Here is a 21,994-nt window from a genome sequence, read left to right as displayed (position 1 = left end):
CTTTTTCTCTCAGGTCAGTGCTTTTCGGTCAATTCGGGCGGTTCGCCGATTTCGGCGCGAAGCGGGACAGGATCTGGATGAGCGACATGCAGCCCCAGGTGATGGCAAAAGCGATGATGGCAAGGGCTGCCGGCTCATAGGCGCGGTTGGCGCCGATGTTCTGCAGGTAAGGGCCGAAGGCCGGCCGGTTGAGCAGGCTCGCCATGGTGAACTCGCCGATAACGATCGCGAAGGTCAGGAACGCCCCTGACAACACCGCGATCAGCACATTGGGCAGAATAACCCGGCCGATGATCGTCGACCAACCCGCGCCCAGGATCTGTGCTGCTTCCGTCAATGTCCGCACGTCGATTGTGCGCAGCCCGGTGTCGACTGCGCGATACATGTAAGGCAGCGACAACGTCGCATAGCCGATCACCAGCAAGGCGTTCGCGCCCATATTGCTTCCCAGGAACGGCAGCGGCGAATTCGAACCGTACATCCTGATGTAGCCGAAGACGATGACGATGGCCGGTATGACCAGCGGCAACAATGTGATGAACTCGACGATCGGCCTGAGCTGAGGCAGACGCAGCCGGATCCAGTATGCAGCCGGCACCACGATCAGGATTCCGAGGATGATGGTGAAGATGGCAGCGATCACCGAATACAGGAAGGTCGACTGGAAGCGCGCATCGCCCAACACGATCTGATAGGCGTCGAAGGAATGGACGCCGCGCCGCATGCGCAGCGAGAATTCGACCGTCGCCATCAGCGGAATGAAGAAGTAGGCAGCGCCGACGATAAAGACGACCCAGGCCCAGAATTTGCCCGACTTCATTTGAGCCACCTCTCGGAGCGAGTCCGGAACCAGATGTAGAAGACGTTGGCCAAGCCCGTGATGACGATCATGCCGAAGGCGATGGCATAGCCGAGCTGCGGGTTGTGCAGCACATCGCCATTGATCTGCGAATAGAGCTTGATGGGAACGATGTTGAGTGCCGGGCCGGCAAACGCATAGGCAGTGGCAATGGCGCCGAAGGCATTGGCGAACAGAAGGATGACGGTGCCGAGGAAACTCGGCCATATCACCGGTATGACCACCATGCGCCAATATTGCGACTGCGTGGCGCCGAGCGTGGCCGCCGCCTCGCCCCATTCTTTCTTCAAGCCGTCGATGGCCGGCACGATGATGACCACCATCAGGGGAATCTGGAAGAACAGATAGACGGCGATCAGCCCCGACGTGGTGAGGAAATTGAAGCCCATCGCATAGATGTTGATATTGAGGACATCACGCAGCAGCGTCGTGACGATGCCGACACGGCCGAGTGTCGCCAGGAAGGCGAAGGCCAGCGGCAGACCGGCGAAATTCGACGCGACGCCCGAAAAGGTCAGGGTCGCGGAGCGCGTCCAGCTTGGAAGTCCGCCGCGCACGATGGCGATGGCTATCGCAAGCCCGGCAAAGGCGCCGATGATGGACGACCAGAAACTGATCTTGATCGAAACCCAGTAGGAAGCGCTGATCGACGGGTCACTGACCAGCTGCAGGATGTTATCCAGCGTAAATCGGCCGTCGCCGGTCTGGAACGCCCCCACGACGAGATAGATCGTCGGCAGGATCAGGAACATCAGGGCGAAGATAAAGAACGGCGCCACGCCGATCCATTGCGTCGGCAAGCGGAAAGCAGTCGCCTCGTTCGGCGGCGCGGGCCTGGTGGCAAGCGACTGATTTGAAAGCGTAAGATCGGTCATGCGCCGGCTACCGTCTTCGAGGAAAAGCCGGGCGGCCTCACGGCCGCCCGGTCAATTTCAAACCTTACTTGACGTTGGCGCCGACAACGGCGTCCCAGTTCTTGCTGATGGCTTCCTTGGCCTTGCCCTGCTCGTCGAGCGTCGGGAAGGCAGCGGAAGCATAGGCTTCAGCCGGAGGCAGCTTGGCCAGCACGTCAGCCGGGATCTTGCCGTTCTTGGCGAGATCGTTGAAGCGGATCGGGTGGCAATAGCCCTTCAGCCAGCCGACCTGACCTTCGTCGGAATAGAGGTATTCCATCCAGAGCTTGGCCGCATTCGGATGCGGAGCGAAAGCGCTGATCGCCTGCACGTAGACACCGGCGACAACGCCGCTCTTCGGCACGACGACGTCGACGGGCGGGTTGCCCTTCAGTGTGTCGCGGCCAGCAAGGGCGTTATAATCCCAGTTGATCAGGATCGGGGTCTGGCCCTGTGCCAGCGTCGCAGGCTTGCCGACGACCGGGACGAAATTGCCAGCGGCGTTGAGCTTCTTGAAGAAGTCGAGGCCAGCGGTGCCGGCGGCTTGACCAGCAGCGGCACCCGACGACAGGCCGGCGGCATACACCGCCTGGATGGCCTGGTTCGAGGCGCGCGGGTCACCAGCGACGGCCACCGCGTTGGCGAATTCCGGCTTCAGGAGATCGGCCCAGTCCTTCGGCGATTCCTTGATCAGGTCCTTGTTCACCATGAACGACAGAACGCCGTAATAGTCGCCGTACCAGGCGCCATCGGCATCCTTGGCGCTGTCCGGGATCGAGTCCCAGGTCGATACCTTGTAAGGCATCAACAGGCCATCGGCCTTGGCGGTCGGACCGAAGGACAGGCCAACGTCGATGACGTCGGGAGCCTGCGGGCCCTTGTTATCCTTGTTGGCCTTGATCGCCTCGACTTCGTCGCCGGAGCCGGCGTCGGGATTGAGTTCGTTGATGGTGATTCCCGGATACTTCGCCTTGAAGCCGGCGATGACGTCGCCATAGCCGCACCAGTCATGCGGCAGGGCGATGGTCGTGAGCTGGCCTTCAGCCTTTGCAGCCTTGACGAGATCGTCCAGCGAAGCCGCGGACGAAATCACCGACGACACCATGAGGGTCGCGGCCGAAAGGGAAAGCACCTTCCCCGTGAATTTGAACATGTGTTCTCTCCGTTGAACTGACGCCGTTGGACGCCTGCGATGCGGTATCGGTTTCATGTGACAGCCAGATGAAAGCTTTGTGAAACCGGCGGCCCGCAGTGCGAAAAAGTAAACTCTTTTTAACCTTGTGTAGCAATTGGCCGGCGTATCTTTTTCCGGCTAACTAGTTTCTGCCCTGTCCTGCATCGCCTCCCCTTGTTTCCCTGCCCCATTTCCAGATCAACTCGATGCGCGAAAAGTGCTTCAGACGGTGCCCGCGATGGCGTTTTCGAGCAAGGTCAGCGCCGCCTTTTTGGTCAGCTTGACCGGGTTGCCCCCGGCCGTTGGATCGACCACCGCCATGTCGGCGATCAGCGCCTTGCGCTTCTTGTCCATGTCGAGCCCCTTGATCAGGCCCGGCAGGGCGTGCGGCACCTTCAGGTCCTTGCGCAGCCTGATGATCGCCTTGGCGAAGCCGTCGAAGCCGCCCTTGATGCCGCAATAGGCGGCGAGGCGGGAAATGCACTCCTCGATGGAGTCGCGATTGAAGGCGAGCACATAAGGCATGAACACGGCGTTGGTCATGCCATGATGGGTGTCGTAGAGCGCGCCGATCGGATGCGACAGCGAGTGGATGGCGCCCAGCCCCTTCTGGAAGGCCGTGGCGCCCATGGCGGCGGCGCTCATCATATGGGCGCGCGCGACCAGGTCCTTGCCGTTGGCAAAGGCCTTTGGCAGGTTCTCGAACACCAGGCGCACACCCTCGACCGCGATGCCGTCAGCCATCGGATGGTAGCCCGGCGCGCAATAGGCTTCCAGGCAATGGGCGAGCGCGTCCATGCCGGTGCCGGCGGTGATGAAGGCCGGCATGCCGACCGACAATTCCGGATCGGCGATCACGATCGCCGGCAACAGCTTGGGATGGAAGATGACCTTCTTGGTGTGCGTCGCCTCATTGGTGATGACACCGGCACGGCCGACTTCCGAGCCGGTGCCAGCGGTGGTCGGTACTGCGATGATCGGAGCGATGGCGTCCGAATTGGCGCGCGTCCACCAGTCGCCGACATCCTCGAAATCCCACACCGGCCGCGTTTGGCCGGCCTGGAAGGCGATCAGCTTGCCGAGGTCGAGCGCCGAACCGCCGCCAAAGGCGATGACGCCGTCATGCTTGCCCTTCTTGAACACTTCGATACCGGCGGTCAGATTGGATTCCACCGGGTTCGGCCTCACCTCCGAGAAGACGCCATAGGGAACCATGGCATCGTCGAGGATCTTCAGCGTCGAGGCGACGACCGGCAGTTTCGCCAGGCCTGGATCGGTGACGAACAAGGGCCGCTTGATGCCGGTTGCCGCCAGCACCTCGGGCAGTTCCTTGATGCGTCCGGCGCCGAAGCGGACAGTGGTGGGGTAGTTCCATTTGGAGATCAGCTTGGTCATTGCTTGTCTTTCGAAAAATCAGATGGCTTCGCGCAGGTGGAAGGATTTCGGCCGGGTCAGATTGTCGTAGCCGATGGCTGACAGTGCCGCGCCCTTGCCGGTGTCCTTGACGCCGGTCCAGACCAGCGCCGGATCGAGATAGTCGCAGCGGTTCATGAACACCGTGCCGGTCTCGACGCGGTTGCCGATCACCACCGCGTGCTCGATGTCGCGGGTCCAGATCGAGGCCGTCAGCCCATAGGGACTGTCGTTCATCAGCGCGATCGCTTCCTCGTCGTTGCGCACCTTCATGATGCCGACGATCGGGCCAAAGCTTTCCTCGCGCATGACGCTCATCTGATGGTCGACCTCGGTCAGCACCTCCGGGGCCAGATAGGGTGAGCCGGCCTTGTCGTTAGCCACCTTCATGTTGATGTGCGCCTTGGCGCCCTTGCGCAGCGCTTCGGCCTTCTGCTCGCGGATCAGGTCGGCGAAGCGCGCCTGCGCCATCGGTCCCATCGTCGTCGCCTGCTCCAGAGGATTGCCGACGACATAGTTCCTGGTCTCGGCGATAAAGCCTTCGACGAATTCGTCATAGACCTTTTCGTGCACATAGACGCGCTCGATGCCGCAGCAGCACTGGCCGGAATTGTAGAAAGCGCCATCGACCAGATTGGCCACCGCATGGTCCATCTTGGCGTCGGGCAGCACATAGGCGGGATCCTTGCCGCCGAGTTCGAGGCCGAGCGTCATGAAGGTGCCTGCAGCCGCCCTTTCGATGGCACGGCCGCCGCCGACCGAGCCGGTGAAGTTGACATGATCGATCTTGCCGGAGCCGAGCAGCTTTTCCGTCTGAGCATGGTTCAGCACGATATTCTGGAACACACCCTTTGGCAGGCCGGCCTTGTCGAACGCCTGCTGGAAGCGTTCACCGACCAGCAGCGTCTGCGCCGCGTGCTTCAAGATGACGGCGTTGCCGGCCATCAGCGCCGGCACGATGGTGTTCACGGCGGTCAGATAAGGGTAGTTCCACGGCGCGATCACCATGACCACGCCGAGCGGACCTTTCTTCACATAGCGGCGGAACCCGTCCTTGGGATTAGAGGCCGGCACCGGTCTCAGCGCCGCCTCGGCGATCTCGACCATATGGTTGGTGCGTTCCTTGACACCGCCGAACTCGCCGCCATAGCGGACAGGCCGCCCCATCTGCCAGGCGATCTCCGGCACGATCTCGTCGGTCATCGAGACCAGCGCTTCGAGCATGGCGAGCATGTATTTGCCGCGCTCGACGATCGGCGTCTCGGCCCACTTCTCCTGCGCCGCCTTGGCGCGCTCGACCGCGGCATTGATCGCCTGGTCCGTCGCCACGGGCCGCTCGGCATAGATCGAGCCATCGATGGGGGATTTGAGTCTTACCGTTTCCAAAGGATGCTCCAAGTTAGCAGGCTAGTGTACGCAGATGGCCATTGCGGCCATAGCGAAGGATGGGCTCGTCTCGCGTCACCAGAACCATGTCCAAGGCTCTCGCACTTGCCATCAGTATCCGATCCATGGGATCGCCATGAGGCGGGCCAGGCAAGTTGGAAGACGCAATCAGAATGGCTGGTGAAATAACGCTGAGCTTTGCTGACATTCGCTCGATGAATCGCTCCACGAAATCAAGTGGCGCCAATGGCAGGTTGAGCCGGCCCTTGGCCACACCGATTCCGATCTCCCATGCCGACATCGGGGAGAGATAGAGACGACCGTCATAGGCCGCCTCCGAAATCTCCCGGCTTGCGTGCGGATCAATTTGACTGTCGTTCGCGATAAAGATCATCGCGCATGTATCCAGAAGCAGGCTCGGCTCTTCACTCATTTACGCACCGCGCGTTTGCCATCGCGTGCCTGAGCTTCGCCGCCCAGATAGCCCCGGTCCCAGGGCTCATCGTCGAAAGGTTTGGTAACATCAAATCCGGCTTCAATTGTTATCAAGCCCTTCATGAAACCAAAACCGGGGTGGCGGTCCGGACGCGCCTCCTTTGGCGCAGCCGCGCTACCGCTGGGCGGCGTCGAAATGGGCGCTTTGCGAACGCGGCGAAAGACCAGTTTCCCACTGCCTACGTTGACGGATTCGGTCTCGAACCCGGCTTCAAGCCATTCCCTTGTCATGGGATTGTTGCTCGGATTGTTGCTCCACCATGCAGGGTATTGCTTCGATGCGGGCAGTGGCAGATTGAGCACTTTCTCGATTTCAGCAAACGACATCGGCACACGATCTACATCTTGGGCAACGAGAAAGTCCTTGAGCGGCGCATATTTCGACATTGCAAACTCCTCAATGCAGCACATTGCAATTTTACAGGTCTCATATGGCCTCAGTCTCACTACATTGTCAACGTTAAAGCTGTATAAAGTTTTAATATCGCTCGAACCCTCTGTGCAGTTCCCAATCTGTAATCCGGCGGTCGTATTCGAACTGTTCCCATTTCGCGGTATGCACGTAGTGTTCGAGCACATCCTCGCCGAGCGCCTGCTTCAGCATCTTCGACTTCGCCAGCGTCTCGGTGGCATCGCGCAGGGTTTTCGGGATCTCCGGCAAACGAGATGCCTGATAGGCATCGCCGACGAACGGTTTTTGCAGCTCCAGTTTCTCATCTATGCCGGCAAGGCCTGACGCGATCAGCGCCGCGAAGGCGAGATAGGGGTTGAGATCGGCGCCGCCGATGCGGCACTCCATGCGGATGCCCTTGGTGCCCTCGCCGCACAGGCGGAAGCCGGCGGTGCGGTTGTCCTCGCTCCACATGATCTTGGTCGGAGCGAAGGTGCCGGCCTGGAAGCGCTTGTAGGAATTGATGTAGGGCGCCAGGAACCAGGTGAACTCCTTGGCATATTTGAGCTGCCCCGCCGCCCATTGCTGGCCGAGCGTCGATAGCGTCCAGTCGGCCTTTTTATCGAAGAACAGCGGCGTCTTGCCGTCGGCGCTCCAGAGCGAATTGTGGATGTGGCTGGAATTGCCGGCGAGCCCGTAATTGTACTTGGACATGAACGAGATGGCCTTGCCCTCGGACTCGGCGATCTCCTTGGCGCCGTTCTTCAGGATGACGTGGCGGTCGGCCATGTCGAGCGCCTCGGCGTAGCGCACGTTGATCTCTTCCTGGCCGGGACCCCATTCGCCCTTGGAATTCTCGATCGGAATGCCGGCCGCTTCCATCTCATTGCGAAGCCGGCGCATGACGCCTTCTTCCTTGGTAGTGATGCCGATCTGGTAGTCGCCGATATAGGGCGAGGCGGTGTCGAGACCCTGCCAGTGCTTCTTGCGGGCGGAATCGTAGGTCTCGTTGAAAAGGTAGAATTCGAGCTCGGAGGCGAAATAGCCGATATAGCCGCGCTCCGTCAGCCGCTTGACCTGCTTCTTCAGGATCGCACGCGGCGAATGCGGCAGGTCGTCATGGGTGTGGTGGTCGAGCACATCGCAGATCACCAGGGCGGTCTTGTCCAGCCATGGAATGCGCCGCAGCGTCGCAAGGTCCGGCTTCATGACGAAGTCGCCATAACCCTTCGACCAGCTTGCCGCTTTGTAGCCTGGCACCGGCTCCATATCGATGTCGGCGGCGAGCAGATAATTGCAGCCATGCGTTTCGTCATGCGCGGAATCGACGAAGTACTGCGCCAGGAACCGCTTTCCCGCCAGCCGGCCCTGCATGTCGACGATGCAAGCCAGCACCGTGTCGATCTCCCAGTTTGAGACCGCTTTCTTCAACTGATCGAACGAGAAATTTCCGGCCATTCCTGCGGCACTCCAAATGCTTTTCGGTTGAAAGGGATAAACGCAGTCATGGCCGGCGCGAGGCCGGCCATGAGCTTGAGGCGAAGTGTCAGTGGCCGGTTTCGCCGACCGCTACTTCGGCCGCCGCGATTTCCGCCTGGCGGCGGGCGATGTCGGCGCCGACCGGCGGACCCTTGAAGCGCCGGGATTCTATGCCGAACCACAACACGACCAGCAGGATGATCAAGCCGATGGCATAGTTGATCAGGATGTCGAATGGCGGCTGGATGCCAGCATACATCAGGACCAGAACGCCAAGGACGGTAATGACAGCGAACGGCTTGGACCATATGCCGAGACGGAACGGACCGAATTCGGTCCAGCTCTTGCCTTCCGCAAGCAGGCCAGCCGCTACCGGCATTGCATAGGACACGTAGAGGAACAGGGCGCAGCCAGCTGCCAAAGCGGCGAAGGCCGGCGAGTACAGTGTTGCCGCGATCGAGAGCACGGCTCCGAGCCAGATGGCCGGGACGGGCGTGCGCCAGGTCGGCGAAACCTGCTTCCACAGAGATGACCCCGGCAGACCCCCGTCGCGCGAAAAGGCGAAGATCATACGCGAGGTCGAAGTGAGCCCGGCCAGCGCGCACAGATAGTTCGACAGCACGATGCAGATGCCAAGCAGATCCTTGAGCCACGTTGGCGCGGGCAGGTTGTTGAACAGGTTGAACCAAGCATTGCCGCCGTCCTTGGCAGTCGCCACGAGGTCGGGGCTGGCGAGGACGAAGGAGACCGCCATGACGGAGCCAAAGACGAGAGACCACAGGACTGCGTGGATCATGCCCCTAGGCACTGCGGTGCGCGCATTGTGCGTCTCCTCGGCGGTGTGTGCCGAGGCGTCAAAGCCCGTGATCGTATAGAGCGGGTAGAGAAGGCCGATCAGGAAGGCCACCAGCGCCGTCCGGGCCGTCGGAACATAGCCGCCGCCAGGATCGCCGGTAGTGTTGACGAATGTCGTCAACCGCGAAAGATCGAAACTATGCGAGCCCCATATCAGGAAGGTCAGCGTCAGCACGACCGCGACAACGAGGATGAAATATCCCGAAAAATCGGTCAACCTGGTCGTTGTCTTGATGCCCAGATGATTGAAAAGGCCTTGGGTGACGGTAATGATGACGACTGCCGCCGTTTGCTGCCAGAAGCCCCATGCCGATGTGTCCAAGCCCAGGATCGGCCCCGCGACAAGCCCGGAAAACAGCAAATAAACGCCGACATTCACCGAAGCGACGACGAAGATCAGGCCGAGCAGATTGATCCAGGCCGTTGCCCAGCCCCAGCCGCGCCCGCCAAGAATAGAGGACCAGTGGTAGAGGCCCCCAGCGGTAGGGTAGGCCGAGCCGATCTGACCGAGCGAGGCGGCGACGACAAGGGCAAAGAGGCCGCCGACGACCCAGCCGATTGTCGCCTCGAAACCGCTTCCGGTGCCGATGGCCAGCGGGAATGAGGTGATGCCGCCGGCCAGGATGCAAATGATCGAGAAGGAAATGGCGAAGTTGGAAAAACCGCTCATGCGGCGAGCCAATTCCTGGGCGTAGCCCATACTGTGAAGGATCTTTACATCCTCCGACTTGTCTGTGTGATCCGGTGCTGCCATTTGAAGTCCCCTATGGTTTCTTAGCTGGCCGTTTGTACTGATTTTCCCATTGCGCCTTGTCGGGAGCCCCTGGCCTCCTCGGGCTCCAGATTCGAAAAAATGCCTGTGAGCAGATCCGCCCATTTCCGCTGCCCGGTCTCGCCGGAGATTTCATCGTTGCGGATTTCGATCATCGCGCAGGGCAGCCCACGCGAGCGCGCATGCCGTTCCAGCGTGAAATAGACGCGGTCGGCAGGCGAATAGGGTTCGTTGACGCCGACGGTGACGCCGGCAAGCCGCCGCAGCGCCGATATCAGCGGCGACGCCAGCCGTCGGTCGTCGTCATGGATGATGCCGATATGCCATGGCCGGCTGCGGCCGTTGTAGACCGGCGTGAAGGAATGCACGGAAACCAGACGCGTCTCCTGTCCGCGCGCCAGCCGGTCCTCGACAATGCACTCGATGGCACCATGAAAAGGCTGCCATGACAGGGCGACCCGCGCCGCGCGCTGTTTTTCCGACAGGCCGGTATTGCCTGGGATGGCTGTCGTCTCGCTGACCGGCGGCACAAGGTCCGGCGCATCGAGCGGCCGGTTGCAGTCGATGACGAGGCGCGAGATGCGGGTTTCAACCAGCGTCGCATCCAGCGCCTGCGCCATGCGCAATGCAACCGGCAGCGCGCCGGGATCCCAGGCGATGTGGCGGGACAGGTCCTCGGCGGCGAGGCCGAGCGTGCCGAATTCGGCAGGCAGGAAATTGGAAGCGTGATCGCAGGTCAGCACGAAAGGGCTTGATCCGCCGGGATTGGTCACCCTCACGGTATCAGACGATGCAAGGCTGGCGGGCCGTGCTTGCTCCATAGTCTGCCGTCCCCGGGGAGCGCTGTATCGTATGTTACGTATTTTGTCTCATTGCGTCCCTGTGAATGATTTCATACAGTTTATCCGGCTTTGTCAAATGCGATCTCATTAGCGAGGCCATTGCGTGGGGGAAAAGATGATTTCCAGCATTGCCGAACTGATCGCCGACCGCGTCGGCACGATGCCGGCGGGCGAACGGCGCGCCGCCCAGACGCTGATCGCCAGCTATCCGATGATCGGCCTGAAGACGGTCGCCGAATTCTCGGCCGCCGCCGGCGTCTCCTCGCCGACGATCCTGCGCTTCGTTGCCCGGCTTGGTTTCCAGAACTACCCGGAATTCCAGTCGAGCCTGCAGGACGAACTGGCCGCGCAACTTCAATCGCCGGCGATACGGACGCTCAACCCGCCCTCGCCCGGCGGCAGCGCCGTATCCCCGATGCTGGAAGCGACGCTCGACAACATGCGCGAGACCTTCCGGCACCTCTCCGACAGGCAGCTCGACGATATCGCGGCGCGGCTTGCCGATCGGCGTGGCAAGACCTTCCTGATCGGCGGTCGCTTCACCGACCCGCTGGCACGCTACATGGCGGCCCACCTCGCCGTCATCCAGCCCGATGTCTTTCACCTTGCCGGACAGGAGAGCATGTGGCGCGACCGGTTGATCGACATGGGCAAGCGCGACGTGCTGGTGATCTTCGACATCAGGCGCTACCAGGACAGCCTCGTCCGCTTCGCCGAAAAGGCGCATCAGCGCGGCGTTCAGATTGTGCTCTTCACCGACCAGTGGCTGTCGCCGATCGCCCGTTTTGCCCGCCACGTCATCGCCGGACGGACGGCGGTGCCTTCCGCATGGGATTCCTCGGCCGCGCTTTTCGTCGTCGCCGAAACGCTGATCGGCGCCGTCACGAGACAGCTCGAGGCCGACGGCGCCCGGCGCATCCGCGAGATGGAAGGTCTGCGCTAGCCCGATCCCGGGAAAACCTGTGAAACGGTTTCCCGTCCGGAATTGCGCCAAACAAAGGGAAGCGGACCCAGGCGCCGATCCCGGGCAAATCGCAGCCGTGCCGAAGACCGCCCCGCCTTCACGTTACCGAGATTTAATGTGCACGATTGCGTGATAATTGCCATAAACCAGTGATACCGGGATGTGGCTTGGCCGGTTTCGCCGCCAGCCCGTATCGTCGCCGCGTCCGCTTCCACCTGGAACCGGCCGACATCCTTGCCGCTGGAGTATCGATGCCGAGCTGGAAACAGATTGCCCTTGCATTTGTGATCGTGGTCGCCGCCGTGGCTGCCTGGGCTCGCTTCTATCCCGGCGCTCCCGAAGTGCTGGCGCGCTGGGGCATCGACTGGGCCTATGGCGCGACACCCCCGACAAAGGATGCGGCAGCTGGCGGCTCCCGAGCGACGGGGCGCAGCGGCACCCGGATTGCCACCATCGTTGCATCGCCGGCCGCCGCCGCGATCATCAACGACCGCCTGCAGGCAATCGGCACCGGCCGTGCCAACGCCTCGGTGACCGTCAATCCCTATAGCTCAGGCCGCCTTGCCGAACTGCTGGTCGAATCCGGCACTCATGTCGACAAGGGACAGATCATCGCGGCGCTCGATTCCGAAACCGAGATCATCGCTCTGGACCGGGCCAAGCTCGCTTTGCAGGATGCCCAGTCCAAGCTCGATCGCGTCAAGTCGCTGCGCGCCTCCAATGCCGCGACGCCGGTCGCCGTGGCCGATGCCGAAGTGGCACTGGCGAACGCCAGACTGGCGCTTCAGGACGCGGAGCTCGCGCTACGGCGCCGCTCCGTTCTGGCGCCTGTATCGGGCACTGTCGGCATCCTGCCGATCTCGGCCGGCAATTATGTCACCAACCAGTCGGCGATCGCCACGCTCGACGACCGCTCCTCGATCCTGGTCGATTTCCAGGTGCCTGAGCGCTTCGCCGCCGCCGTCAAGGTTGGTGCGCAATTGACGGCGACGCCGATCGCCAATCCGAGCAACGCCTATACCGGCATGGTATCAGCCATCGACAACCACATCGACGAGAAGAGCCGCACGCTGCTGGTCAAGGCCAAGATCGCCAATCCGGCCGATTCGCTGCGCGCCGGCATGTCGTTCTCCATCACCATGAAATTCCCCGGCGAAACCTATCCCGCCGTCAGTCCGCTGGCGATCCTGTGGGGGTCGGAGACGGCGCCTATGTCTGGCAGATCGAGGATGGCAAGGCCAAGCGCGTGCCGGTGCGTATCATCCAGCGCAACACCGAGACCGTGCTGATCGATGCCGAGATCGACAGCGGCGACATGGTGGTCACCGAAGGCACGCAGAGCGTCAGCGAAGGCGGCGAGGTCCGCATCGCCGGCCAGGACCAGCTCAACGCCAATACCGCCGAAGGCTCATGACCGGTACCGTCAACGCCGCCAGCGATACCGGCTTCACCGCCCTGTTCATCCGCAGGCCGGTCTTGGCCTTCGTGCTGAACGTGCTCATCGCGGTTGCCGGCCTCGCCGCCTTCTACGGCGTGGAGGTCCGCGAACTGCCCGACGTCGACCGCGCTGTGGTCACGGTCACGACCACCTTCGAAGGGGCGGCCGCCGAAACCGTTGACCGCGAGCTGACCGACACGATCGAGGGTGCGGTCGCCCGCGTCTCCGGCGTCAAGTCGATCTCTTCTTCCTCCTCCTTTGGCCAGAGCCGCGTCACCATCGAATTCAACGACGGCATCGACCTTAATGTGGCTGCTTCCGATGTGCGCGATGCCGTCGGCCGCGTCGCCAACCAGATGCCGGACACCGCCGATCCGCCGCGCATCGTCAAGGCGGACGCCAATTCCGACGCGGTGATGCGGCTTGCGGTGACCTCGGACAGCATGTCGATCCAGGACATGACAGTGGTGGTTCAGGATCAGATCGAGGATGAGCTAGCCGCCGTGCCCGGCGTCGCCGACGTCCAGGTCTATGGCGGCCGCGACAAGATCTTCCGCATCGATGTCGACCAGAACAAGCTCGCCAGTCTTGGCTTCACCGTCGCCGATCTCAGGGCGGCCCTTGCCTCGGTCGCCTTCGATTCGCCGGCCGGGTCGATCACCACGACCAACCAGGACCTGATCGTCCGTACCACGGCTGATGTGACCACCCCCGAGGAATTCGAAAACATCATCATCGGCGGCACGACGCGCATCCGCGATGTCGCCACCGTCACGCTCGGCCCCGATGTCGGCCAGACCACGCTGCGTTCCGACGGCAAGACCGGCATTGGTATCGGCATCATCCGCCAGGCGGAATCGAACACGTTGGACATTTCGACCGGCGTCCAGGCCGCCGTCGCCAAACTGCAGCAGAACCTGCCCAGGGGCATGGCGATCAAGATCACCAGCGACGACGCCGTGTTCGTCAAGGGCGCGGTGCACGAGGTCGAGATCGCGCTCGGCCTGTCGGTGACAATGGTGCTGATCGTCATCTATGCCTTCCTGCTCGACTGGCGCGCCACGCTGATCCCGGGCCTGTCGATGCCGGTCGCCATGATCGGCACCATCGCTGCCATCTATCTGGCCGGCTTCTCGGTCAACATCCTGACGCTGCTCGCGCTTGTGCTGGCGACGGGCCTTGTCGTCGACGACGCCATCGTCGTCCTGGAAAACATCGTGCGCCGCCGCAACGAAGGCATGGGGCCCCGCGCCGCTGCCGTGCTTGGTGCGCGGGAGGTGTTCTTCGCCGTCGTCGCCACGACGCTGACGCTGGTCGCTGTCTTCGTGCCGATCTCGTTCCTGCCCGGCCAGACCGGCGGCCTGTTCCGCGAATTCGGCTTCGTGCTAGCCATGTCGGTGCTTCTGTCCTGCGTGGTGGCGCTGACGCTTTGCCCGATGCTCGCTTCGCGCATGCTGACCAGCGCATCGCTGCATCATCAAGGCGGCCATGGTATCGGCGCCGGTATCGGCGGCGCGTTGAACGCTGGCTACAAGCGGGCCCTGCACGCTTGCCTCGATGCGCCCTGGATCGTGATGCTTGTCGCGGTGCTGTTTGCCGGCACCGCCTTCACCCTGTTCGGCACCATCCGCCAGGAACTGACGCCGACCGAGGACCGCGCGGCGGTGCTGTTGCGCATCAATGCCCCGCAAGGCGTCAGCCTCGACTACACGACGCAGCAGATGCGGAAGATCGAGAAGCTGATCCAGCCGATGCGCGATTCCGGCGAGATCCGCTCCACCTTCGAGAACGCCGGTCAGAACGGCTCCTACAACTCCGGCTTCATGGTGATGACGCTGGCGCCATGGAACGAGCGCGGCCGCAACCAGCAGGAAATCATGGCCGAGATCAGCCAGCTGACGAAGCAGGTGCCCAGCGTGCGCATCTTCCCGGTGCAGCCCAACAGCCTCGGCATCCGCGGGGCCGGCAACGGCCTGCAGTTCGCGCTGGTCGGCAACGACCGCAAGGCGCTCGGCGACGCGGCGATCAGGATCATCGCCGAGATGCAGAAGGATCCGCGGTTCCAGACGCCGCGCCTGTCCATCGACCCGACGCAGCCGCAGCTTGCCGTCGCCATCGACCGCGAGCGCGCCTCCGATCTCGGCATCGACATTACGGGCCTCGCCAATACCTTGCAGGCCATGCTCGACGGCAACGACGTCGTCGACGTCTACATCGCCGACCGCAGCTATGGCGTGAAGCTGGTCTCGACCACCAACCCGATCAACGATCCGACCGACCTGGAAAATATCTTCCTGAAGACGGCTGACGGCCGCTTCGTGCCGATGTCGACCATCGCCACGCTGACCGAACGCGCCGTGCCGCCGTCGCTGTCGCGCGAACAGCAGCAGCCGTCGGTGGCCATCACTTCCAACCTCAGCGGCAATTTCGCACTTGGTGATGCGCTGACGCGCGCCGAGGAAATCGCCACGCCGCTCTTGCCGCCTGGCAGCCGCATCCTGCCGCTGGCCGAAGCCGCGACGCTGGGCGAGACCAACAGCGCCATGGTCACCATCTTCGGTTTCGCGCTGGTCATCATCCTTCTGGTGCTGGCCGCCCAGTTCGAAAGCTTCGTCAGCGCGGTCATCATCATGGCCACAGTGCCGCTCGGCCTCGCCTGCGCCATCTTCGCGCTGCTGCTGTCTGGCACCAGCCTCAACGCCTACAGCCAGATCGGCCTGGTGCTGCTGGTCGGCGTCATGGCCAAGAACGGCATCCTGATCGTCGAGTTCGCCAACCAGCTGCGCGATCGCGGGCTCGGCGTGCGCGAGGCGATCGAGCAGGCCTCGACCATCCGCCTGCGGCCGGTGATGATGACGATGATCTGCACCGTGCTCGGCGGCGTGCCGCTGGTGCTGGCGGCCGGCGCGGGCGCCGAAGCGCGCGTGGCGCTCGGCTGGGTAATCGTCGGCGGGCTGGGGCTGGCCACCATCTCGACGCTCTTCCTGACGCCAGTCGCCTATCTGCTGATTGGCCGTTTCGTTACGCCGAAGACCCACGAGGAAGCGCGGCTGAAGCGCGAGCTCGAGGAAGCCGCCTACGCCAATGTGGAACCGGCGGAATAGGGAAAATCCAGGTCTATTTCAGCACCCGACCCTCAATCGACCAGCGCGCGGCGAGGAAATTCAGCACCGCCGCCACAATGACACCGCCGATCTTTGCCGGCCACACGCCGGCGATGCCGGCAAAGAGTGCGATCGACAGGCTGGAGACGCCGAGCGAAATCAGCGCCCCGAGCGAGGCGAAACGCAGGAAGGCGTCATGCAGCCGGATCGCTTGATTGCGCTCGAACGACCAGAAGCCATTTGCCACGAAAGAGAAGACGACGGCGATCGACCATGAGATGACGTTGGCGGGCAACGGCGGGATACGCAGCTTGAGCAGCAGGAAAAAGCCGGCAAGGTCGATGGCGGTGTTCGCGAGCCCGACAATGGCAAAGCGGACGATCTTGTTGCCGGTCGAACGCCGGGGCTGGTCGGCGCCGCTCATCCCCTGCCATCCATGATCTCGACACCGGCGCGGGCGAGGCTCGCGCCGAAAGCGTCCGAGGCCAGGATCTGCAATTCGACCGTGCGCACGCTTTGCATCGGATCTCGCGCGCGCAGCGTTTCGTCGACATGGCCGGGATGGCACATGAATAGCCCCTCTTGCGGCAACGCCTCGACGGCGGCCTGCAGCGCAGGCGCGAACTTTTCCGGCTGCCGCCAATCGTAGATGCCGGCAAGAGGCGTCATGACGATGAAACCGGCGCCTTGCATCGACCGATTGAAGCCCCGGGCCAGTGCTGCGATCGCCGCGACCTTCGGCATCGCTGCCGGTGCAGGAGCGCCGCGCAGCATCGGCCGGCCCGTGTCCGTGGGAAAACGCGCCAGCAGCCATTTGCGTACGACCGGCAGGAAATGCACGTGCTGGTGCCCGTCGACGAAGTCGGGCAGCCGGCCAAGCGTCTCGATGAAACGGCTGTATTGCGCGTCGAGCTCGGCATGGACATCCCGGTCGTCGACACGGCCGCGCAGGACTGGCAATGCCAGCGAACGGAGCGGCGGCAGCCGGCCCTCCGGCGCCAGGCTGGACTGGCCGGTGATGGCCCGCTGGTCGGTGAGGGTCAGGTGCAATCCGATCGCCACGCGGCCGCGCAGCGGCTTGATAAGCGCCGCCGCCTCCGCCCATTCGGGAAAGCCGGTCATGCAGCTAGCGCCAGTCAGGCGTCCACGATCGAGCAGGTCGAGAATCCCTGCCGAGACGCCGGGCGCCAGGCCATAGTCATCGGCGATCAGGCGGATGCGCCGCGTCATGCGCCGGACGCGCCTGGCGGCCTGTGCAAAACGTCGCCGCGCACGACATCGCGTACGATGTAAATCGGCCGGTCCTTGCTCTCGCTGAGTGTGACCCAGACATATTCGCCGATCAGTCCAAGCAAGGTGAGGTTGAGACCACCAAGCAGAACAACGGCGACCAGAAGGCTGGGGTAGCCTGGAACGGCAATGCCGTAGAACAACACTTCGAAGAACACCTTGGCGCCATAGGCCGCACCCGCCAGCGCCGCCAGTAATCCGCTCAGGCTGATCAGGCGCAGGGGAATGACGGAAAACGAGGTAAAACCTTCCAGCGAAAAGGCAAGCAGGTTGAGCCTGCTCCATTTCGACGTGCCGCTGGCGCGGTTCTCCGGCGAATAAGGTATGGCCTTCTGGCGAAAGCCAGCCCAGGCGAACAGACCCTTGTTGAAGCGCCTTTTGTCACGCAAGCTTGTCAGCGCGCGGGCCACGGTACCGCGCATGACGCGAAAATCGCCCGCATTCTCGGGAATGTCGAAACGCTGGCTGCTGTTGATCAGGCTGTAGAACAGCTTCGCCAACTGGCTGCGCCGCCAGCTGGCCTCGCGCCGGTCGTTCTGGGCGTAGACCACGTCGATGTCGGGGTGCTCCACCAACTCGCCAATCATTCGCAGGCTGACATCCATGGAATGCTGAAGGTCGGAATCCATGATCAGCACCATGTCGCCGCGCGCGTAGTCGAGGCCGGCGAGCACCGCGACCTCCTTGCCGAAATTGCGGCTGAGCCGCACGATCTCCCAGGAACCGGACAGCGCCCGCGAAAATCGCTCCGCGCCGTCATCGCGGCTGCCGTCGTCGACCAGGATCTTGTGGACGGCCATGCCGAAACGCTGCGACACCACGACCTCCAGCTTGTCGAGCAAGGCGGCGAAAGCCGATGCGGATTGCGCCTCGTTGAAGAACGGCGCCACGATATCGAGAACAGACCGCGACTCAGCCATTTGCGACAGGCCCCTCATTCATCACCTTGCCTCGCGCCCTGGCCCAGAACCACCAGATCAGGGAACCGGCAATGACGGTGACCGCGATCGGCCGGAACCAAGGGTACGTGAAATCTTGGATATGACGCTCGATGCCCGTCAACCCTGTCACGAACAGCATCACGGACAGTATCGAGACGAGCACACCACCTCGCTCCTCGCGCCACAGCAAGGCAATGGCCAGACCGGCGGGCACGGCGATCATGGCATAGGTGTTGGGCTCGACGCGCGGGTTGAAGACACACATGTAGAACGTCGCCGTCAGGAAGATGGCGAGCTCAGCTGTTCCGCGTTCGAGCTTGCGATCGAACCAGACGACCATGGAAAGCGTGAACAGCGCCATGACGATGCGAACGATCGTCGCGCCGAATTCCGGGATTGGCAGCCCCATTTTGGTGAAGGGCGCCGTGAAGTCGGTGGGAACAAAATGGCTGGTATTGTCGACAGCCATCGAGGTCAGCATCCCCGCAAAAACCCGGTACTGCTCGGTCAGGTAGCCGGCGGGAGCGAATGCATAAGGCAGCGCGATCACGAACAGCACCGCGAGCACCAGCACCGGTATCAACCGGAAGCGCAGGGCGCCCACCAACAACAGCATGATGACCGCGGTCGGCTTGGCGATGATGGCAACCGAAGCCCAGAAGAAGGTCTCGGCGCGCCGCCCTTCGAGCGCCGACAGAGTGAGGAGCCAGCAGGCACCGGTCAAAAGGACCGTTGCCTGGCCATTGCGGATCGCGCCCAGGGACATCGGCAGGGCAAGGAAGAGCCCGAACGAAAGCAGCCACGTCAATTCCCCGCCGCCAAGCTTGCGCACCTGCCGCATCGCGACGAAGGTCAGCACCGCGAAACCGATGATATGCCACACCAGGCCGCCAAGATGAGAGCCGAGCTTGAACAGCGGGATGTAGAGCGCTGCAAAGGCCGGCGCGTAGAGATATCCCATCTCGGACTGGATATTGTAGAGCGGACGGCCGGCCAGAAACTCTTCGCTGCCATACCTGTAGGCCATCAACACGGAACGCGTGTCGGGCGCCCACAGGACGAGGACAAGAACGACCAGAAACGCTCCGACCCACAGGCCAAATCCCAAACGGTCGAAAACCGGCTTGGAAATCGTCATAAACGCACCCCACACCACTTCAGAACAGGCCCTTGCCCGCGCCGTCCGGCATTTCGATGGCGGCGGCATATCACGGACAAAGCGAATTGGCATAGGGGCTGAAGGACACGGCCATCAACTTCGCGAACTGCCGGCGACGGCCATGCACCGCGGCCTGGCTCGGAAAAGCCCTGAAAGCCTCGCATTGAAACTTCCGGCGCAGCTCCGAATGGCCTCAAGGCCGGATGAAAACCTTGCCGTTCGGCTTGGCCAGTTCACCCGGCACCCGCGTCACCGCCTCGGCGAGCGGCACGACAGCCGTCACGTCGGTCGACCAGCGTCCGTCGGAGAAACGCTTCTGGGCTTCCAGGATCGCAGGACCGCGCCGATCCTTGTATTGCCGCATCCATTCGCTCAGCCAGAAGCCTTCGATATGTTTGTGCTGGAAGATCAGCTGGCCGGGCTCGCGGATGATGGTGGGGTCGGGATCGAGCCGGCCATAGATGATCCACCGCGCCCGTTTCGGCATCGCATTGAAGATGGCTGACGCCAGCGGACCGGTGACCGCGTCCAGCAAGATGCGTGGCTGTTCGGCCTTCATCACCTCGCGCAGCGAGGCTTCGAAATCCGGCGCCCTCTCGTTGAGCACATGGGCAGCGCCGATCTCCTTCAGAAGAGCGATCTGCTCATCGCGGCGCACGGTGACGACAGCCCGGAACCCCTCCTCCCTGGCCAGGCCGATGATCAGCTTGCAGAGCTGGCTGGCGCCGGCAGTCATGACGAAGGCCTTTTCGCCCTCCTGCTTGACGATGTCGAACATGGCGATCGCGGTAAGCGGATTGACGATCATCGCCGCACCGTCCTCGTCGCGCACCGTATCGAGGAGCGGAATGCAGGCCGCCGCCTCGGCAACGGCATACTCGGCCCACGAGCCCCAGTTGCTGAGTCCTGTGGCGAAGGCCACGCGCTTTCCGACAAGGCTCTTGGGGTAAGGCTCGTCGCCGCCGGCCACGACGGTGCCGACGCCCTCGAAGCCGGCCGGCCGGCCCTTGGCGCGCGGCTGGCCATACTGGCCCTTGATGAAGGCGACATCGGATGGATTGATCGAAGCCAGACTGACCTTGATCAGCGCCTGGCTCGGTCCCGGCGTTGGCACCGCGATGCTGCCCGGCTGAAGATAAGGCTCCATTGCCTCAAGCATGCTGCCGCTCGGCGTCTTGGTGTAACCATCACCGACAAGCAGCAGTGCCTTCATCTGGGACGGGACGGTCATCGGAATAATCCTTCTTTGCTGGCGGAGAGATCGCAACGGGCCGGGATTGACCGGGCGCTCAGATCTTCTCCTGTGTGTATTTCTTCAGCTCCGTGCGCGCCACCTGCCGCCGATGCACGGCGTCCGGCCCATCGGCAAGGCGCAAGGTTCTGAGATGCGTCCACGAGCGGGCCAGCGGCGTGTCCTGGCTGATGCCTTGCGCCCCGAACATCTGCACCGCCTCGTCGGTGACTTTCAGCGCGACGCGCGGTGCGATCACCTTGATCTGGCTGATCCAGGGAGCCGCGGCGCGCGCATCGCCCTGGTCGATCATCCACGCCGCCTTGAGGCACAGCAGCCGGGCCATCTCGATCTCCATGCGGCATTCGGCGATAATGTCGAAATTGGCGCCGAGTTTCGCCAGGGGCTGGCCGAAGGCCTCGCGGCGCACCGAGCGCTGGCACAGCATCTCCAGCGCCATCTCGGCCTGGCCGATGGCGCGCATGCAATGATGGATACGGCCGGGGCCGAGCCGGCCCTGCGCGATCTCGAACCCCCTGCTCTCGCCGAGTATCAGGTTCGATGCCGGTACCCGGACATTGTCGAAGCGAAGGTGCATGTGGCCATGCGGTGCGTCATCGTCGCCATAGACCTGCATGGCGCGGACCTTGGTCACGCCTTTCGCGCCGGCAGGCACCAGGATCATCGAATGGCGGCGGTGCTGTGGCTCCCCGTCGCCGCCAGTCCGCACCATGACGATGTAGATGGCGCAGCGCGGATCGCCCGCGCCCGATGCCCACCATTTCTCGCCATTGAGCACATAGTCGTCGCCCTGCCGCTCGCAGCGCATCGAAATGTTGGTGGCGTCGGACGAGGCGACATCCGGCTCGGTCATCAGATAGGCCGAGCGGATTTTTCCATCCAAAAGCGGCTCGAGCCAGGTCATCTTGTGCTCGGCCGTGCCATAGCGCTCCAGCACCTCCATATTGCCGGTGTCGGGCGCCGAGCAGTTGAAGGTCTCGGCGCCGAGATGCGCCTTGCCCATTTCTTCTGCAAGATAGGCGTATTCGACAGTGGAAAGGCCATAGCCGCGTCCCGAGCCGGTCAGCCAGAAATTCCAAAGGCCGCGCTCTCTCGCGGTCTTCTTCAGCCCTTCCAGGATTTCGCTTTGGCGCTTGCTGTAGACCCAGCGGTCGCCCGCCTTGCCGACTTCGCCCAGGAATTCCTTGTCGAGCGGCATGATCTCGTCGCGCACCATGGCCGCGACACGCGTGTGGATCGGCTTCAGCCGCTCGGTCATGCCGAGATTCATCTCCGTCATCGGTCGCT

At 62.8% G+C, this 21,994-nt stretch carries 18 protein-coding genes and 1 pseudogene; 3 read left to right on the top strand and 16 right to left on the bottom strand.

The window, feature by feature from the left end; translation table 11 throughout:
* Nucleotides 1-28: 28 nt before the first annotated feature.
* From FJ548_RS08680 to FJ548_RS08635, 10 genes are all read right to left on the bottom strand, one after another.
* Nucleotides 29-820 (bottom strand): ABC transporter permease, encoded by a 792-nt coding sequence (locus FJ548_RS08680; protein ID WP_140609687.1) that lies wholly within the window; start codon nt 818-820, stop codon nt 29-31.
* Nucleotides 817-1,611, bottom strand: coding sequence for an ABC transporter permease subunit (locus FJ548_RS08675; RefSeq protein ID WP_226890706.1), 795 nt, complete (start codon nt 1,609-1,611; stop codon nt 817-819). The genes FJ548_RS08680 and FJ548_RS08675 overlap by 4 nt, the downstream gene beginning before the upstream one ends.
* Nucleotides 1,612-1,798: 187 nt before the next feature.
* Nucleotides 1,799-2,905 (bottom strand): ABC transporter substrate-binding protein, encoded by a 1,107-nt coding sequence (locus tag FJ548_RS08670; RefSeq protein ID WP_140609683.1) that lies wholly within the window; start codon nt 2,903-2,905, stop codon nt 1,799-1,801.
* Nucleotides 2,906-3,148: 243 nt separating this feature from the next.
* Nucleotides 3,149-4,321: an iron-containing alcohol dehydrogenase gene (locus FJ548_RS08665; protein ID WP_140766512.1), complete on the bottom strand. Its 1,173-nt coding sequence runs from the start codon at nt 4,319-4,321 to the stop codon at nt 3,149-3,151.
* An 18-nt stretch (nt 4,322-4,339) separates the two neighbouring features.
* A complete protein-coding gene (locus tag FJ548_RS08660) occupies nt 4,340-5,725 on the bottom strand; it encodes an aldehyde dehydrogenase family protein (RefSeq protein ID WP_140609679.1) in 1,386 nt (461 codons plus the stop codon).
* A 13-nt stretch (nt 5,726-5,738) separates the two neighbouring features.
* Nucleotides 5,739-6,158, bottom strand: a complete 420-nt coding sequence (locus tag FJ548_RS08655) for a type II toxin-antitoxin system VapC family toxin (RefSeq protein ID WP_140609677.1) — start codon at nt 6,156-6,158, stop codon at nt 5,739-5,741.
* Entirely contained in the window at nt 6,155-6,607 is a 453-nt protein-coding gene (locus tag FJ548_RS08650; RefSeq protein ID WP_140609675.1) for a hypothetical protein, read from the bottom strand. The genes FJ548_RS08655 and FJ548_RS08650 overlap by 4 nt, the downstream gene beginning before the upstream one ends.
* Before the next feature lie 91 nt (nt 6,608-6,698).
* Nucleotides 6,699-8,069, bottom strand: a complete 1,371-nt coding sequence (locus FJ548_RS08645; protein WP_140609673.1) for a glutamine synthetase family protein — start codon at nt 8,067-8,069, stop codon at nt 6,699-6,701.
* Nucleotides 8,070-8,157: 88 nt separating this feature from the next.
* On the bottom strand, nt 8,158-9,699 hold the full coding sequence (locus FJ548_RS08640; protein WP_140777660.1) for an amino acid permease: 1,542 nt from the start codon (nt 9,697-9,699) through the stop codon (nt 8,158-8,160).
* A gap of 20 nt (nt 9,700-9,719) precedes the next feature.
* Complete coding sequence (locus tag FJ548_RS08635; RefSeq protein ID WP_140777659.1) at nt 9,720-10,538, bottom strand: N-formylglutamate amidohydrolase; 819 nt, start codon at nt 10,536-10,538, stop codon at nt 9,720-9,722.
* 136 nt (nt 10,539-10,674) lie between these two features.
* Between FJ548_RS08635 and FJ548_RS08630 the strand changes: the two genes are divergently transcribed.
* The 3 genes and pseudogenes from FJ548_RS08630 (at nt 10,675) to FJ548_RS08620 (ending at nt 16,065) form a co-directional block, all read left to right on the top strand.
* Complete coding sequence (locus FJ548_RS08630) at nt 10,675-11,502, top strand: MurR/RpiR family transcriptional regulator (protein ID WP_140766507.1); 828 nt, start codon at nt 10,675-10,677, stop codon at nt 11,500-11,502.
* 272 nt (nt 11,503-11,774) lie between these two features.
* Nucleotides 11,775-12,937 (top strand): annotated as a pseudogene (locus FJ548_RS08625) (efflux RND transporter periplasmic adaptor subunit).
* The gene (locus tag FJ548_RS08620; protein WP_140777658.1) at nt 12,934-16,065 is read left to right on the top strand and encodes an efflux RND transporter permease subunit; all 3,132 of its coding nucleotides are present in this window, start codon (nt 12,934-12,936) and stop codon (nt 16,063-16,065) included. The pseudogene FJ548_RS08625 and the gene FJ548_RS08620 overlap by 4 nt, the downstream one beginning before the upstream one ends.
* A 13-nt stretch (nt 16,066-16,078) precedes the next feature.
* On the opposite strand, the gene FJ548_RS08615 is transcribed toward FJ548_RS08620, so the two are convergent.
* The 6 genes from FJ548_RS08615 to FJ548_RS08590 form a co-directional block, all read right to left on the bottom strand.
* The gene (locus tag FJ548_RS08615; RefSeq protein WP_140777657.1) at nt 16,079-16,489 is read right to left on the bottom strand and encodes a GtrA family protein; all 411 of its coding nucleotides are present in this window, start codon (nt 16,487-16,489) and stop codon (nt 16,079-16,081) included.
* Nucleotides 16,486-17,295, bottom strand: a complete 810-nt coding sequence (locus FJ548_RS08610) for a ChbG/HpnK family deacetylase (protein WP_140777656.1) — start codon at nt 17,293-17,295, stop codon at nt 16,486-16,488. Before FJ548_RS08610 ends, FJ548_RS08615 begins: the two co-directional genes overlap by 4 nt.
* Entirely contained in the window at nt 17,292-18,275 is a 984-nt protein-coding gene (locus FJ548_RS08605) for a glycosyltransferase family 2 protein (protein WP_140609659.1), read from the bottom strand. The genes FJ548_RS08610 and FJ548_RS08605 overlap by 4 nt, the downstream gene beginning before the upstream one ends.
* On the bottom strand, nt 18,268-19,434 hold the full coding sequence (locus FJ548_RS08600) for a glycosyltransferase family 87 protein (RefSeq protein ID WP_140609657.1): 1,167 nt from the start codon (nt 19,432-19,434) through the stop codon (nt 18,268-18,270). Before FJ548_RS08600 ends, FJ548_RS08605 begins: the two co-directional genes overlap by 8 nt.
* A 214-nt stretch (nt 19,435-19,648) precedes the next feature.
* Nucleotides 19,649-20,686, bottom strand: a complete 1,038-nt coding sequence (locus tag FJ548_RS08595; protein ID WP_140609655.1) for a zinc-binding dehydrogenase — start codon at nt 20,684-20,686, stop codon at nt 19,649-19,651.
* Between the two features lie 58 nt (nt 20,687-20,744).
* Entirely contained in the window at nt 20,745-21,986 is a 1,242-nt protein-coding gene (locus FJ548_RS08590; protein ID WP_140609653.1) for an acyl-CoA dehydrogenase family protein, read from the bottom strand.
* Between the last annotated feature and the right edge of the window lie 8 nt (nt 21,987-21,994).

It is taken from the genome of Mesorhizobium sp. B2-4-17 (assembly GCF_006441275.1).
Lineage (GTDB): Bacteria > Pseudomonadota > Alphaproteobacteria > Rhizobiales > Rhizobiaceae > Mesorhizobium.
Note: the sequence above shows the minus strand (reverse complement) of the source record. Positions and strands in the feature narration are given on the sequence as shown.